Source organism: Pseudomonas sp. MYb2, assembly GCF_002979955.1.
GTDB lineage: Bacteria > Pseudomonadota > Gammaproteobacteria > Pseudomonadales > Pseudomonadaceae > Aquipseudomonas.
The window spans coordinates 418,484-430,524 of record NZ_PCQC01000006.1 but is presented as its reverse complement, the minus strand read 5'-3'; the positions used below and the strand labels follow the sequence as shown (position 1 = coordinate 430,524).

Sequence of the window (12,041 nt, the reverse complement as noted above, 5' to 3'; positions counted from 1 at the left end):
GCGGGAATAGCTCAGTTGGTAGAGCACGACCTTGCCAAGGTCGGGGTCGCGAGTTCGAGTCTCGTTTCCCGCTCCAAGTTAAAACGCGTTTGTTGTTGTGCTACTGATAACAGACGTTTTAAGGCCGAGTAGCAAAATGGTTATGCAGTGGATTGCAAATCCACCTACGCCGGTTCGATTCCGACCTCGGCCTCCACTATAAACAAGCTCCGTAGATCCATGATTTACGGAGCTTTTTTATTTCCAGTGAGCAGCAAGATTTAGTCTTGAAATCAGCCACTGCGAACTTGCTTCACCGGGACGTGATGTATATATTTCCCGCTCGGCTGTTTAAGCCTGCATCCTGCCAGGATCGCGACTCAACAGCTGGAAAGAGCAACACCGCGCTACCGCCCGAATGGCGAAACTGGTAGACGCATGGGACTTAAAATCCCCCGCTCGTAAGGGCGTGCCGGTTCGATTCCGGCTTCGGGCACCATCTTGAATCAAGGGTTTGCGGGCGAAAGCTGATGCAAACCCTTGTTTGTTTCTGGTCCGCTATTTTGAAGTTGGTCCGCAATTCACTTGGTAGGCATGACCTTTTTGCCTTTTCGATTGCGGATGTACTGCTCTGTCATAACCACGGTCGTATGCCCAAGTTGATCTCTGGCTTGCAAGATGTCACCGCTGGATTCCGCCTTATCGGTACCCGCCTTGGCGCGCAAGTCGCGCATCTGGAACTCAGCTTTCGGCACCCCGGCCGCCTCCCTGGCCAAGTCAAACCTCCTGCGCAACATCGCCACCGTCATTGGTGTGCCGTCCTCTGTAACGATCAGCCGCGTCGAGCGGACCTTGTGCTCTGACTTTCGGGACATGATTCGATCAATCAAAATCTTCAGCTCGCCTGTTATCTCGATCCGACGCTTTGCCTTAGTCTTTCCCTGCAACACCCAAATCTGACCGTCACGCACATCGCGCTCGTCCATCAGCCGGGTATCGGTCACTCTTTGACCGGTCAAATAAGCGAGGTCCATTGCGTCTTGTAGGCCCGCATCCGCCTTGTCGTGCACGCGCTTGAACAGCGCGTCTTCGACATATGTGTCCCGGCCGGTCTCTTTGTTGCCCTTGATGCCCGCGCATGGATTGGCAAGCGATGTGTAGCCCTTATCCCGGGCGTAATTCCAGATCGCGCTGAGCAGAGCCTTTTCGCGGTTCGCGCGCACTGGCGCGGACTTGCGCCAAGTGAGGTATTGGCGAACGTGCAATGGCTCGATCGTTTCCAGCGGTGCCGGTGGATCGTCAAAGAAAGCGATCAGGTTTTTCAGCTCGCGCTTGTTGTCAGCCTGGGTGGCTGTTCCTTTGGTTGGGACGATGTCGACCATGTATTTTTCGGCGACGTAGCGGAACGTGATGACCTTGGCGACCAGATCGGTTGCGGTGCGATCACGCTCTAGCTTCGCGTATTCCATGATCGCCAAGCCGTAGTCGCTGCCCAGGGGAATTTCCTTTCGGTCTTTTCCGCCCGTGTCGTAGTAGTAGAACACCCGGCCGCTGGCTTTCTTGCGTTCCCGCAGCCTGGCGATCGAGCCGGGTTTACTTGGTCGTCTTCCCATGTCAGCTGGCCTTACGTGATTTCCAGACGGGCTTTTCTGATTCGAATGCGCCGACGGCGGTGACCGCCATCGCGGTGACACTCGGCCAGCCGTTCACTTTAATCGTATGGCGAACGCCATTCTTTTTCAGGTTGAGGATCTGACCTGCCTTGGTCCGCGCGCCGGTGAGCTCGCAAACCTCCTCGTGTGACAGAAACTGGATGGTCATTGTGATGCTCCATGCCGCGCGTGGCGGCAGAAGGTGGTGATCGGTTATGCGCTGGCCTTGGCCAGGACTTCGTCGGCTACCTTCATGGCGGCCTGCGCATCGTTGACGTAGGTGGGATCGAAGTAACCGGCCAAGTGGATAGTCGCTTGGCAGGCGCGCAGGTTCTCGCGGTTGAGTTTCAGCGCGGCGACCAGCTCTTCGTGCAGTCCGCGCTCCTTCCGGCCGATATCCCAGAAGCGCTGGCCCCAGTGTTCTGCCGGTGGCGGGTTGTTGTTCTGCGCGCCGAGGGCCAGCGCTCCGACCACAGCGTCGAGCAAGTCGCTCTTGTAGGCGTTGTCGCCGTCGATGCTGAGGCCTTTCCTGCGCATGGCGCTCACCGCTTCGTTCATATCGAACTGGCTATCGACGCGCAGGAAGTCGGCCTTTGGATTACCAGGCTTGTAGGCGACCAAGCAGAGCTTCGACCCTGGTTCAAGGTGGTTGTAGATGGTGACCATTGCGGTGTTGATGATCTCATCGGGCAGTTCCTGTAAATCGCGCATACGAATTCCTCGCCCGCCGTACACCGGCAGGCTGTTGAGTTGGGGGAGGGGTTACTGCTGGATGAGTTCGGCGGGAATGTCGACCTCGGCGCCGCGCTTGGCGAACACCACGGCGCGGAACACTGCGATGGTTCGGGTTTGCCCGGTGACCCGGTTGAACGGGTCGTTGGTCAGGTCGGCCAGCCACGGGTGACGGTGGCCAACATCGACCCAGACGCCGTACTTCGTGATCAGTTGCTCGGCGTCGGGCAGGGCGAAGAGTTGCAGCTGACCTGTGCCAGGCTGCTGATCACCCTCGATCGCGTTGATTGCCCAGTCCAGCGCCGGGCCGGTCAGTTCCTCGGTGCGGACGCTGACCATGCGGCTCATGGGTAATTGTCGTAGTTGTCGAAGCAAGAGCCGCACAAGGGTCTCCATCCTTGGCTGATTGCTTGGGGATGATCCTTCCGAACCCACCGCCATTTCTGGACGAATGCTCCGCAGTCGCGGCACTGGATATAGTGGTCGACGGCTTTTCGCTGAGCGATTTCAATCTTCTCGCGCTCCAGCTCCAGACGGTGCGCTTCTTGTTGCTCGGCGAACCACTGCTTTTCCTGCTCCACAGTCATTTCCGGAAAGATGTCGCTCATCTGTGTCATCGCCACGGCCCCTTGTAGATGAGGTAGGCCATGTAGAGCGGGGCGGCTATTGGGAAGAGGATCATGCCGCCACCTTCTTGCCGAGCAGCACATCGCTGACGACCTCCCAGAGTTGAGCTGGCGACCACTGGAACCGATCGAAGTCGGTGTCGGGCTGGATACCTACGCGACAGGTTGAGTGGGCGCCGGCCGGGTACTCGCCGCGCTTGGCCATGATTGTCGCCACTCGGCCATCGCCGCCCGGTTCAGTGCGGTGATATGCGTATGCCTGGGTGTTGTAGTCGTTGCCGGCGGGAATCCCGATCGTTCCGACATGCACCAGGTCTGCACGACCGTCAGGTGTCCATGGTCGGCCGCCACCCGCTGTCCGAGCGCCTTCGTGCAGGTAAAGCATGAATTCACCAGCGTCATGGCAGACGAGTTCGAACTCGTGATTGAACTGCGTGCCGACGATCACTCGGGAAGTGAAGTTGAAGCGGTGGTCGTGGATCGCTGAGTGTTCGAAGCATGCCCGGCGCGGTAGCTCAGGGTGCCAGACATGCAAGCGCTGATTGCCCTGCAGCTGGACCTGCACAAAGCCGAGGCCGTGCAGCGTGATCTTGTCAGTCATTACGTCATCAATGATCATACGCGTTCTCGGGTTCTCTAAATTAAGGGCTGTTATGGACGTCAGCGGGGATTTTTCTAGAGTTGTAGATTTTTTGAGTAAGTTGGCTGGATGTTCTGTTTTGTTTTTAGGCTTCGCTTTTTGTGCGGGATATTTCTATAGCTCGGCTTACTTGCAAGCTTTTGACTCAGAATGGTTTATAAGTGGCTTTACTTTTGTTGAGTTAGTGGCCAGAGGAATATGGAATGCGGTGTGCGGGGCTATTGGACTGCTAATCTTGTTGGTGATAGTCCAAAGTCCTAGTGTAAGCGAGCGCAAATTATTGTGGTTGATGAGGTGTGTTTGCTATCCGTTTTATTTGCTGTTCTTGGTCGCAATTCTCTCTGAAAAATTTGGTGTTGGTGGTAGTTTGCTGAGCTGGGTCTATCAGAGCCCTTGGGCACGAGCATGGGTGATGTCCACCTTAGTTTGCCAAGCGGCGAACTATTTACATCCTGATTCACTTAAACATCTAATATTTAAACTTTTTTCAATAATAATGTTGTTCATGCTTGCATATGGTGCAGTTGTAGAACTACCTAAAATGTCGGCTCGCGAACATGCAGAGACTCTGCAGAGTCAAGACAGGGCGGGTATGCTAAAAGCTTATAAAGAGGGAGCTACTGATGTGCACTTTTTGGTGGATTCTGCGAACGGAAAACTATTACTGCAAAAGATTGATAAGTCACTAATGGTGGTGGATCCAACCAACGGTTGGCGTATTTCTCGTTAAAGTGGTCGATTTATCGCAGGACACTGGCTTGAGAAATTGATTGCGCTCTGATGACTATGCTCATCCTGCAATCTCCATCAATACCAGATCATGGGCATTAACAACCGTCATGCCGAGGCGTTCAGCTATCAGCACTTCGAGGCGTGCGCCCTTTGAATGCTCCCAGCCCGGGAGCGTGGCCACGGTGTTGCATTTCATCAGGGCGGCGATGTCGCGGCGCATGCAGTCGTTCCAGCTCCCGCCATCGGGGTTCAGCTCGGCGGGGTTGGTGACTGTGTGGCCGTTGGCGCGGAGGTTGGCGGTCATCTCGGCGAAGGCCGGGAAGTTGAGGGCGGGCAGGCCGGTCATTGGACCGCTGAGGTAGATGCGCTTCATGCTGCCTCCTGCTGCGGTTGTTCTTGGCGCAACGCGTCCTGTACCGCTTCCACCACCCGGCGCAGATAGTTGAATTCGTGATTATCCTCGACCGCCTTGTCCCCAACTGGGTAGTGCCACTCATCACCAAACAGTTCAGTCAGCAGCCTGTCGTGATGCCAGCACTCGTTTGGCGACTCGACGCTTCGCAGCACGTCGATGTCGTGCCAGAGCTCACGCGCCTTATCCTTGCTTAGCTCATCCAGCTCCCAGTCATGTCGGCCGGTTTGTTGCCGGCGGCGCTGGACGATGCACTTTTTCGCGAAGGTGTGAAGGGCGCTCCCGCTGAACCGCGTGCTGCTGATACCGCGATCGAGGCAGTTCAGGACGTAGTGCCAATCACACTCGGCCACGAACTCCGCCACCGTGCGCGGGCCCATGCCACCCCAATAGGCGTTCCAGCTGTTGTCCCAGCAGTTGATCGTGATCTTGCCCTGGGCGGTCTGATAGCTCGGGTCGGATTCAGTAGGACAGTCGCGGCGGCCGAAGTCTTCGAGGAATACGGTAATCGGATCGAGCCGTGGCGCGCCGGTGATCACCAGCTTGGTCACAGTCGAGCGCTCAACCTGCAGCGGCTCGGCCGTTTTGTTTTCTGTGGGCATGGGGCACCCTATGCCGGGGCATGCCCGGTGCAATAAATTGATGTTGAGTCGCGTTTACAGAAGATTTTGATGCTCTTAGCTAAAATTTTGGTTGATAAATGGATTGACGGGTGTGTGCTATGATCGACGCTGGTGTCCAGTCTTATAGTTAATACGAGGTCTTAATGTTTGAAGTTACATGTAAAGGGCCATATCCAGCATTTCGCGCAATCGCCCAAGGAATCAGCTTTGGAACTATTAATAAGCCAATAGTTTTCGAGGTAAAAACAGAGACGATTTCTGTTCCTTTGCTTGTAAATTTTTATGTGAGGCACGATCCTGAGAAGTCAAAAGCTTTATTTGTTGTTAATGACTTAACAGAAGGAAACTCAATCGATTTAGAGTTTTATAATATTGTGCAAGGCTCTTCTGGGTTAACGTCTCCAGCGAGTATCGCTACTCTTAAAGAAGTGGATCTGCAATTTTTCTTCCAAGTAGATAAGCCGTTTGAAGGTGATAACTTCAGGCTTAGTTACCAGTTTTTTGAGACTGAAGTTGGCGGTAATCGCTCATGAAGGAATGGCAAACCTATACGAAATCCTCTCAGGGCGCGAGTCAAGGTTCTGGTCAGCCGTCTGTGAAGGAATATCTTCTGATCAAGCTCTCCGACAACTGGATCGCAGTTGCGGTGTTGGTAGTATTTTTATTCTGCGCAATAGCAGGTTTGGTGTGCAGTAATTCGCAAGTCACGGAGATGGCAGAGGCCAGTAAATGGTTTTTTGATAGCGCGAAGCTTTGTCTTGGCGTGTTTTTGGGACTTCTCAAAAAATAATCCGTTTAATTATATTCGATGAGGCTATTTGTTTTCTGCGCAGCATGGGCCGAATCAGGCGCGCCGCACTTTAAAATGCAACATCGCCTTGATGCTGTGGCAGTAATCCTGCAGCCGCTCATAGGCCTTGTATTTGGCTTGGGCTCGCGTAGCTGCCCAGACCCTCACCAGATCTTCGCGGGCGTCGCGACTCCAGTCGAGATCGTCCCAGTCATGCTTGAACGGCAAGACCAGCCATTCTTTCAGCGGCAGCGTCTCGGCCATTTCGCCGTACTGCATTTCGTGGGTGGGATGGTAGTTGCCGATGCGCTTCTTCGGGTCTTCGTCCAGAACCACACCGATGTAGTGGCCGCGATCTGCAAGAATGACGCCGGGCTTGCCGTAGGCGATGACGCAGCGGCCGATTTTGGCGGGCACCTGATAGTGCTGCCGGACGTATGCGCAGTTGTGGCTCATGGTGTACTCCAATGCATGCGGCGCGCTTGTCGAATGGCGCCAATGCTAAAAAACGAGATTGCGGCGTATTGCTATCACTGCGGTTACGGTGATAGCATTTGCATACGTGGTCGATGTTTGACCCAACCGAGTCGATGCAAGCTGCTTTAAACGTGAAGTCCATTGATGTGTTATCTGTTCTGTCTGGCCTCGTAACGTTGTTCGTTTTCATAAATGACAATTCTTACTGGGGGGTTCTTATGGCAGTACTACCAATGTTTATCTGTGCTGGGGTTGTGCTGCGGGACCATGCAAAAGCAGAGAAGTGTTGGCGGATCAATCGTTTGGCTTGTAGTAGATAGCCTCCGGGAAACCGGGCCCCGCACCACTATTTTGAAGGGCTGACTTGTTCAGCCCTTTTTCATGTCCGCCATTCAGTAAAATGCCCCTTTGACGGATGTAGCGAGAAGAATTGGTATGTCACGGCGGAGCGTCACGCAATGCGAATGTGATCTTCCAATTGTTCGTCGCTCATGCGGTCAGCGCCGCGGATGAATCGCGAGATCAGGTCCTGCTCTTCGTCGATGCTGCACCGTGCCATTACCCGCTTCAGTGCGGCGTCATCGTTGTGATAAAGCTTCGTGACAATCCGTCGTGACAGTAGCTCTGCTTCTCTTTCCGCCTGGGTCAGCTTGTCCCGCTCGCGCTGATCGCGCTTGCGCTCGGTGGGCGTCTTGGCCATTGCCTACCTCTTCAATTCCGCTGGCCGGTAAGCCCAGCCAAGTCTGTCGTTTGCGTTGTTGGGTGCGAAAACGTCTCATGCTGCAACCTTCACCTGATGCCAGGCGCCGGCGGCGTAGAACAGCTTCGCGGCTTGGGCTTCGTCCATTGAGATCTCGTCCGGAATGGCGATCCAGCCTGATGCCACCAGATGAGTCGGGTTCGCGCTGTTGCGCAGCTCCAGGTAGTAATGCTCGATGGCATCGGTCAGGCGCTCGACCTTGTAGATGCCTTCGGGTGAGATCTCCACCGACTTGATGTACTCGGCGCCGCGCTCGTCGCGACACATGGCGCCGATGTAGATCGTCCAGCGGTAGGAAAAGTCGAAAATCGCGTTGGCGATCGCCAGACTGCGGATCTGCCGGCAGCTCTTCCAGTTCGCCATGATCTGGCTGCCGCTGGGGTCAATGTTCACCACTGCGACGTGGTTGGTGCGCAGCAGCGCCCTGCAACTGCGTTCAGCTCGGGCGAAACCGTTGTTGGGTTTGCGTTTCGACTTCATAGCGAGTCCGCCATTTTTCGCAGAGCTTTGCGGTCAGCCGCCGATATCGGTTTCGGGCGCCGCTTGAGTACCGTTTCAGGGTCTACCCAATCGCGCCGCTCAGGCTTCGGCTTCATTCGAGCTGGCGGCAGCTTCTTAAAGCTGCTGCCGGGCCGACTCCAGAAGTCAGCTGTCGCCGCCGCGATCCGGTCAGACTCACCTTGTTTCGTTCGAACTGCGTTGAGATTCAGGCTGATCATGCTCAAGCTCCTAATCTATGGGCTTGTGCCCGTGCTTTGTCCGCGACCTCATCCACCATGCGATTCAGCTCCAGGTTGAATTGGACGAGCTCTCTGTGCAGGTTGGCGATGTAGTCTTCGTCGCGGTAAATCGTTTCGATATAGAGCTGACACTCCTCGTCTTGGCGGGAATCGAAGGACAGAAAGTCCCACCATTGCCTGCCCGTCACGAACATGCAGCCCTGAATCTGCGGCATATGTTCCTCGGGCATGCCCTCCAGCCAAGTCCTGACGTGGATCGCCTCGTTGAAAGGACACTTTGACTCGGTGCCACCGTCATCGTTGATCAGGCCGTCTGGCGAGCAGCCGAGCCAGTCATACTTCGGGTGAACGATGAATTCCGACGGCACGACAATGTTGCCGGTCAGCATCTCGTAGGCGTCCTGAGCCTTTTGCTCTTCTGTGTGACCCCACTTCATGGAAGCGCTGCTGACGTTGTGCTTGGACTTCTTTGCCAGTCGTTCGAAGCACAGCTCGCGCATGTAGGAGGTCCGCGCGCCCATCGGCTCGCGCTTCCCATGCTTGTCAGGTTTTCCCCAAGCCATTACGTCTTTGAAGCGGCTGGCTGTCACTCGACCGGATCGGTCTGAATGCCACTTTTCAGTACCTTGCAGTTCCGTTCTCACTACGCCGCTTCCTCGACCTGCGACAGGTCTTCGCCGGGGCCAGTCATGTTGGTGAAGTCAGCATCAACGGTTGCCGCCATGCTCTTGAGTGCTTCGTGGCACTCCAAGCCGATCGCTGCACGCTGCTTAGGCTTGAGACCTGCCCAAGCCGCTGCATATGCATCGATGTCCTGTCGCTTCGCAACGACCAGCAGGTCAGCGAATACACCGTCGATTTCCGGTGATGGGGATTTTGGGCCAAAAGACACTTCGGCTGCGGCAGCGGTGTTTGAGGCTTGCTTCGTAGGTGTGATATCGATTTCGCCACCGTAGGAGTCTTCGAACTCGTCGGGCGTGTAGACCCCAAGGATGACGTCCGGGCAAAAGAGCCGCGCCCATTTTTTCGTTACCAGGTAGGCGATTTTCTGCTTCGGATCTTCCGCCCAAAGTGTCGAGTTGCGAGTGCGAACTTGGGTTAGCAGAAGCTCCAAGGTACGCGGCTCTTCTTCGCCTTTGAATGTTGCCCAGACCTTGATACCGAGTCCTTTCTCGTCGTCGAAGCTCCACCCCGGAACGCGGTATTTTTTGAACTCGCCAGTGTCCTCGTCCTTCTTGGTTCGGCTGGTCACTTCGCGCATCTTTCCGATGACGTTTTCCCAGTTGCCGAACCATTCGAAGTTGAGGCGTCCTTTGACAGGTGCTTTGGCGGTGATCACTGCGTTTACGAGCTGCGCCTCATAACTGAGTGCACCGCCGTTCACGATGAATGTCTTCTGAGCAACCGCAAACGGGTTCATCTGCCACTGCATGGCCTGCAGGACGACCGCCATGCAGTCAGCTTGATTGCCCTTCAAATGCTTGGGCACAGTTGTCACGCCCTTCGACATCATCAGTGCGAGGTCGCTCATCGACTTCATGGTGCCCGGGTCGAGAATGAGTGCAGCCGCGTTGTGGGACGGATCTTGGTAAGTGGCAAGGCCGGTCGCTGCTTGAGTGTCTGAGTCGTTCATTGCGCTCTCCTTGGCTGACGATTTGTTCATCGACCTTTAGAGGGGAAGGGAAGGGTTAGAAGCGAATTGCACGAAGCCAGGCGCGAGCCGTGTCGACGCTTACGTCGAAGCCCAGTGCGACGACCTCGACGATGTCTTCGACCGGTGGCGCGGTGGTGGTCACGTCGTCCAATTCAGCAGCGATCGCCGGAGTGTTGATAGGTGCGACCTCGACTTTCTCTTCGATCAGCGGCGCTACCGCTGCAATGATTGGGGCCGGTGCGGCAGCTTGGGCGCGCAAGCGGGCAAGCTCTTCTTGGTCACGCTGGTTCTGCTCGTCCTTCAAACGCTGGGCGTCTTGATCGCGTTGCAGTTGCTCGCGCTGCCGGTTGAGTTCTGCCTGCTGATCAGCAATGCGCTGGCGGTCTTCCGCTGCGATCCTTTGGCGTTCTTTCTCTGCGTTTTCATCGGCAATTCGTTGTTTCTGGCGCAACTCATCGAGCTCTTTCTGCTGGGCCGCCAGTTTTGCGGCAGCCTCTTCGCGCTCGACGGCAGATCTGTGCAGTGTTTCGAGCTGCTCAATAGCGTTGTCACGGGCGATGGTGCCTTCAGCTTCAAACTCGGCGTATTCCTCTGGCAGGATTACCGACTCCTTGACGTTCAGCAGCACGTTCGCAACGTCTGCGGCGCTACGGCTTGCGTATGCAGCAGCGACTGAGCTGAATCGGGTGATTTTTGCTCGGATGGCCTCGACGCGCTCAGCTTCGATGCGCTCGCGTTCGGCTTTAGCGTCTGCAATGCGCTTTTCTTCGGCCTTGATGGCTTCGTCGACAGGCGCTTCAATCGCTAGAACTCGATCCTTCAGCGCCTCGCCAAATTCCTTCACCTGGTTGACGCGAGCCTGGGCCTCTTTGACTTTTTGCTGATACGGAACAAGCGCGGTTTTGGTGGTGTTTGCCAGGGCATAGCGCACGTCGCGGATGTCTACTCGTACTTCCTTGGCATTTGCCAGTCCTTCACTGGTCGAGCAGTCAACGACGAGTTTCGCGTAACTGGTTTCCAAACGGACGATCTGTTCCTCATGCGGCCGATACTCGGCGATGTCGGTGGCGGCAACCGCAGGAGCAATAGAGTTCTTTGTGTCGCTGGTTTCGCTAGTGTCGAGGTCGGTCGATACGGCGGCTTGTTTGGCGTTTGCGGACATGACGATTCCTTGCCGCGCCAGGCGCAGCTTGTGGTGGTGTTGGTTATTGAGTGACGCGGTCGGCGAGGGCGCTGAGCAGCATCAGGAAGGTGTAAAGCGCGATGACTCGAAACGAGCCTCGCCGAATCAGGGTGCGGCGCGCCCGCTGAAGACTGGTCATCGGAACACGTGGTAGGTGGTGGAGCGCGGTACCTGGCAAGTGCCCTGGCCATCGCGAACGACGCCGTAAGCGCCTGCACCGGCCACCAGAACCGCAACGAGAATCCAGTAGACGAGATTCATGGTCGAGCCCTCACTGCGATGCGTCCGCCTTTCATGGTGACCGACAGGCGCTGCGGGAGGCTGTCCACCAGATCCTCGCGTTTGCGGCCGATGACTTCGTTGAAGGGCAGGCCGAAGCCGAGTATCGCGATGCGGCGCTCGATGTCGTCGAGCTGCTCATCAACCAGCGTTTTTACCGGTGGCGTTGTCATGCTGCAACTCCTTGCGTGATCGAAGCGTTGTAGGAGGCGTAGATCTGATCGATGCGCGCCCGGAAATGCCGGTGCTCATCGTTATCAATTGCGCGAAGCAGAAAGGCGAGGGTGATCGCAGATGTTGCGGCGGCGCTGGCGTTGGGCTGTCCGAGGTCTTTGATCATGTTGTTGATCTCGCCCTCGATCCAAGTGATCGCCGTCTGGTGGTCACGCTGCTGAACGTTCATTTCAGCCCCCAGAATTCGCCGTAGGCGACCACCGCTGCAGCGACTCGCGTGGCCCGCGCCTTGCGGTCTATAAACTCCTGCGCCGCCATCAACTTCTGATGCTGAGTGCGTTGAAGAGCGGCAGCTTCGTAGTCGTGGAAGTCTTCGACCTGCGGCGCTTTCGGGCGCCCCCAGTCGTCGTAGCGCCTGTCCCACTCTCGGGCCTGCGCACTGTCTGCATAGCTGGTTCCCATGATCGCCTCCGTGGTGGCGGGTGTTGATCCAACAAAACTCGGATGCACTCATCCGCTCCGCTGGTTGCCGTTGGGCGCAAAGGGGAGTGCATTCGGGATTGGTCGGGGAGATTGATGACTAGCTGC

General features: G+C 56.0%; 22 protein-coding genes and 3 tRNA genes. 6 read left to right on the top strand and 19 right to left on the bottom strand.

Translation table 11 applies throughout. From position 1 onward, the window contains the following. From CQ009_RS13470 to CQ009_RS13460, 3 genes are all read left to right on the top strand, one after another. Positions 1-76: transfer RNA gene (locus tag CQ009_RS13470), tRNA-Gly, on the top strand. 46 nt (positions 77-122) lie between these two features. Next, positions 123-196 (top strand) — tRNA-Cys (locus CQ009_RS13465). A 195-nt stretch (positions 197-391) separates the two neighbouring features. Further along, positions 392-478: transfer RNA gene (locus CQ009_RS13460), tRNA-Leu, on the top strand. 82 nt (positions 479-560) lie between these two features. On the opposite strand, the gene xerC is transcribed toward CQ009_RS13460, so the two are convergent. The 6 genes from xerC to CQ009_RS13430 form a co-directional block, all read right to left on the bottom strand. Then, complete coding sequence (gene xerC, locus CQ009_RS13455) at positions 561-1,592, bottom strand: tyrosine recombinase XerC (RefSeq protein WP_105706828.1); 1,032 nt, start codon at positions 1,590-1,592, stop codon at positions 561-563. A gap of 1 nt (position 1,593) precedes the next feature. Further along, positions 1,594-1,800 carry a DUF4224 domain-containing protein gene (locus CQ009_RS13450; RefSeq protein ID WP_056785291.1) on the bottom strand — a complete coding sequence of 69 codons (207 nt, stop codon included), beginning with the start codon at positions 1,798-1,800 and terminating at the stop codon, positions 1,594-1,596. Positions 1,801-1,844: 44 nt separating this feature from the next. After that, positions 1,845-2,342: a hypothetical protein gene (locus CQ009_RS13445; RefSeq protein WP_105706825.1), complete on the bottom strand. Its 498-nt coding sequence runs from the start codon at positions 2,340-2,342 to the stop codon at positions 1,845-1,847. Between the two features lie 51 nt (positions 2,343-2,393). After that, complete coding sequence (locus CQ009_RS13440) at positions 2,394-2,711, bottom strand: hypothetical protein (RefSeq protein ID WP_105706823.1); 318 nt, start codon at positions 2,709-2,711, stop codon at positions 2,394-2,396. Further along, entirely contained in the window at positions 2,708-2,971 is a 264-nt protein-coding gene (locus CQ009_RS13435; RefSeq protein ID WP_146117541.1) for a hypothetical protein, read from the bottom strand. Before CQ009_RS13435 ends, CQ009_RS13440 begins: the two co-directional genes overlap by 4 nt. A gap of 70 nt (positions 2,972-3,041) precedes the next feature. After that, positions 3,042-3,608 (bottom strand): hypothetical protein, encoded by a 567-nt coding sequence (locus CQ009_RS13430; RefSeq protein ID WP_105706818.1) that lies wholly within the window; start codon positions 3,606-3,608, stop codon positions 3,042-3,044. 34 nt (positions 3,609-3,642) lie between these two features. Here CQ009_RS13430 and CQ009_RS13425 point away from each other — a divergent pair, with 34 nt between their 5' ends. Next, the gene (locus tag CQ009_RS13425) at positions 3,643-4,359 is read left to right on the top strand and encodes a hypothetical protein (RefSeq protein WP_146117540.1); all 717 of its coding nucleotides are present in this window, start codon (positions 3,643-3,645) and stop codon (positions 4,357-4,359) included. Between the two features lie 60 nt (positions 4,360-4,419). Here the strand turns inward: CQ009_RS13425 and CQ009_RS13420 are convergent, their stop codons facing one another. Continuing rightward, positions 4,420-4,734 (bottom strand): DUF4406 domain-containing protein, encoded by a 315-nt coding sequence (locus CQ009_RS13420; RefSeq protein WP_105706814.1) that lies wholly within the window; start codon positions 4,732-4,734, stop codon positions 4,420-4,422. Further along, positions 4,731-5,375: a hypothetical protein gene (locus tag CQ009_RS13415; protein ID WP_105706811.1), complete on the bottom strand. Its 645-nt coding sequence runs from the start codon at positions 5,373-5,375 to the stop codon at positions 4,731-4,733. The genes CQ009_RS13420 and CQ009_RS13415 overlap by 4 nt, the downstream gene beginning before the upstream one ends. A gap of 164 nt (positions 5,376-5,539) precedes the next feature. Here CQ009_RS13415 and CQ009_RS29820 point away from each other — a divergent pair, with 164 nt between their 5' ends. Then, on the top strand, positions 5,540-5,929 hold the full coding sequence (locus CQ009_RS29820) for a DUF6864 domain-containing function (protein ID WP_146117539.1): 390 nt from the start codon (positions 5,540-5,542) through the stop codon (positions 5,927-5,929). Continuing rightward, the gene (locus tag CQ009_RS13410) at positions 5,926-6,186 is read left to right on the top strand and encodes a hypothetical protein (protein WP_105706809.1); all 261 of its coding nucleotides are present in this window, start codon (positions 5,926-5,928) and stop codon (positions 6,184-6,186) included. The genes CQ009_RS29820 and CQ009_RS13410 overlap by 4 nt, the downstream gene beginning before the upstream one ends. A 54-nt stretch (positions 6,187-6,240) precedes the next feature. Here CQ009_RS13410 and CQ009_RS13405 read toward each other — a convergent pair whose 3' ends face one another. From CQ009_RS13405 to CQ009_RS13360, 11 genes are all read right to left on the bottom strand, one after another. Next, on the bottom strand, positions 6,241-6,642 hold the full coding sequence (locus CQ009_RS13405) for a hypothetical protein (RefSeq protein ID WP_105706807.1): 402 nt from the start codon (positions 6,640-6,642) through the stop codon (positions 6,241-6,243). A gap of 472 nt (positions 6,643-7,114) precedes the next feature. Then, positions 7,115-7,363, bottom strand: coding sequence for a hypothetical protein (locus CQ009_RS13400; RefSeq protein ID WP_105706805.1), 249 nt, complete (start codon positions 7,361-7,363; stop codon positions 7,115-7,117). Positions 7,364-7,438: 75 nt separating this feature from the next. Next, the gene (locus tag CQ009_RS13395) at positions 7,439-7,903 is read right to left on the bottom strand and encodes a hypothetical protein (RefSeq protein WP_105706803.1); all 465 of its coding nucleotides are present in this window, start codon (positions 7,901-7,903) and stop codon (positions 7,439-7,441) included. Then, positions 7,900-8,142 carry a hypothetical protein gene (locus tag CQ009_RS13390; protein WP_105706801.1) on the bottom strand — a complete coding sequence of 81 codons (243 nt, stop codon included), beginning with the start codon at positions 8,140-8,142 and terminating at the stop codon, positions 7,900-7,902. Before CQ009_RS13390 ends, CQ009_RS13395 begins: the two co-directional genes overlap by 4 nt. A 2-nt stretch (positions 8,143-8,144) precedes the next feature. Further along, a complete protein-coding gene (locus tag CQ009_RS13385) occupies positions 8,145-8,807 on the bottom strand; it encodes a lambda exonuclease family protein (protein ID WP_105706799.1) in 663 nt (220 codons plus the stop codon). Continuing rightward, positions 8,807-9,796, bottom strand: coding sequence for a RecT family recombinase (locus tag CQ009_RS13380; protein WP_105706797.1), 990 nt, complete (start codon positions 9,794-9,796; stop codon positions 8,807-8,809). The genes CQ009_RS13385 and CQ009_RS13380 overlap by 1 nt, the downstream gene beginning before the upstream one ends. 55 nt (positions 9,797-9,851) lie before the next feature. Beyond that, the gene (locus CQ009_RS13375) at positions 9,852-10,979 is read right to left on the bottom strand and encodes a hypothetical protein (RefSeq protein WP_105706794.1); all 1,128 of its coding nucleotides are present in this window, start codon (positions 10,977-10,979) and stop codon (positions 9,852-9,854) included. Positions 10,980-11,135: 156 nt separating this feature from the next. Next, entirely contained in the window at positions 11,136-11,261 is a 126-nt protein-coding gene (locus CQ009_RS30215; RefSeq protein ID WP_256585421.1) for a hypothetical protein, read from the bottom strand. Continuing rightward, the gene (locus CQ009_RS13370; RefSeq protein WP_077571970.1) at positions 11,258-11,452 is read right to left on the bottom strand and encodes a hypothetical protein; all 195 of its coding nucleotides are present in this window, start codon (positions 11,450-11,452) and stop codon (positions 11,258-11,260) included. Before CQ009_RS13370 ends, CQ009_RS30215 begins: the two co-directional genes overlap by 4 nt. Beyond that, on the bottom strand, positions 11,449-11,682 hold the full coding sequence (locus tag CQ009_RS13365) for a hypothetical protein (protein ID WP_105706792.1): 234 nt from the start codon (positions 11,680-11,682) through the stop codon (positions 11,449-11,451). Before CQ009_RS13365 ends, CQ009_RS13370 begins: the two co-directional genes overlap by 4 nt. Then, positions 11,679-11,915 (bottom strand): hypothetical protein, encoded by a 237-nt coding sequence (locus CQ009_RS13360; RefSeq protein WP_105706791.1) that lies wholly within the window; start codon positions 11,913-11,915, stop codon positions 11,679-11,681. The genes CQ009_RS13365 and CQ009_RS13360 overlap by 4 nt, the downstream gene beginning before the upstream one ends. Between the last annotated feature and the right edge of the window lie 126 nt (positions 11,916-12,041).

Excerpts from the sequence above, each read along its gene's own strand:
- xerC (WP_105706828.1), bottom strand. The coding sequence starts at position 1,592 with ATGGGAAGACGACCAAGTAAACCCGGCTCGATCGCCAGGCTGCGGGAA.
- CQ009_RS13450 (WP_056785291.1), bottom strand. The coding sequence starts at position 1,800 with ATGACCATCCAGTTTCTGTCACACGAGGAGGTTTGCGAGCTCACCGGC.
- CQ009_RS13445 (WP_105706825.1), bottom strand. The coding sequence starts at position 2,342 with ATGCGCGATTTACAGGAACTGCCCGATGAGATCATCAACACCGCAATG.
- CQ009_RS13440 (WP_105706823.1), bottom strand. The coding sequence starts at position 2,711 with ATGAGCCGCATGGTCAGCGTCCGCACCGAGGAACTGACCGGCCCGGCG.
- CQ009_RS13435 (WP_146117541.1), bottom strand. The coding sequence starts at position 2,971 with ATGAGCGACATCTTTCCGGAAATGACTGTGGAGCAGGAAAAGCAGTGG.
- CQ009_RS13430 (WP_105706818.1), bottom strand. The coding sequence starts at position 3,608 with ATGATCATTGATGACGTAATGACTGACAAGATCACGCTGCACGGCCTC.
- CQ009_RS13425 (WP_146117540.1), top strand. The coding sequence starts at position 3,643 with ATGGACGTCAGCGGGGATTTTTCTAGAGTTGTAGATTTTTTGAGTAAG.
- CQ009_RS13420 (WP_105706814.1), bottom strand. The coding sequence starts at position 4,734 with ATGAAGCGCATCTACCTCAGCGGTCCAATGACCGGCCTGCCCGCCCTC.
- CQ009_RS13415 (WP_105706811.1), bottom strand. The coding sequence starts at position 5,375 with ATGCCCACAGAAAACAAAACGGCCGAGCCGCTGCAGGTTGAGCGCTCG.
- CQ009_RS29820 (WP_146117539.1), top strand. The coding sequence starts at position 5,540 with ATGTTTGAAGTTACATGTAAAGGGCCATATCCAGCATTTCGCGCAATC.
- CQ009_RS13410 (WP_105706809.1), top strand. The coding sequence starts at position 5,926 with ATGAAGGAATGGCAAACCTATACGAAATCCTCTCAGGGCGCGAGTCAA.
- CQ009_RS13405 (WP_105706807.1), bottom strand. The coding sequence starts at position 6,642 with ATGAGCCACAACTGCGCATACGTCCGGCAGCACTATCAGGTGCCCGCC.
- CQ009_RS13400 (WP_105706805.1), bottom strand. The coding sequence starts at position 7,363 with ATGGCCAAGACGCCCACCGAGCGCAAGCGCGATCAGCGCGAGCGGGAC.
- CQ009_RS13395 (WP_105706803.1), bottom strand. The coding sequence starts at position 7,903 with ATGAAGTCGAAACGCAAACCCAACAACGGTTTCGCCCGAGCTGAACGC.
- CQ009_RS13390 (WP_105706801.1), bottom strand. The coding sequence starts at position 8,142 with ATGATCAGCCTGAATCTCAACGCAGTTCGAACGAAACAAGGTGAGTCT.
- CQ009_RS13380 (WP_105706797.1), bottom strand. The coding sequence starts at position 9,796 with ATGAACGACTCAGACACTCAAGCAGCGACCGGCCTTGCCACTTACCAA.
- CQ009_RS13375 (WP_105706794.1), bottom strand. The coding sequence starts at position 10,979 with ATGTCCGCAAACGCCAAACAAGCCGCCGTATCGACCGACCTCGACACT.
- CQ009_RS30215 (WP_256585421.1), bottom strand. The coding sequence starts at position 11,261 with ATGAATCTCGTCTACTGGATTCTCGTTGCGGTTCTGGTGGCCGGTGCA.
- CQ009_RS13370 (WP_077571970.1), bottom strand. The coding sequence starts at position 11,452 with ATGACAACGCCACCGGTAAAAACGCTGGTTGATGAGCAGCTCGACGAC.
- CQ009_RS13365 (WP_105706792.1), bottom strand. The coding sequence starts at position 11,682 with ATGAACGTTCAGCAGCGTGACCACCAGACGGCGATCACTTGGATCGAG.
- CQ009_RS13360 (WP_105706791.1), bottom strand. The coding sequence starts at position 11,915 with ATGGGAACCAGCTATGCAGACAGTGCGCAGGCCCGAGAGTGGGACAGG.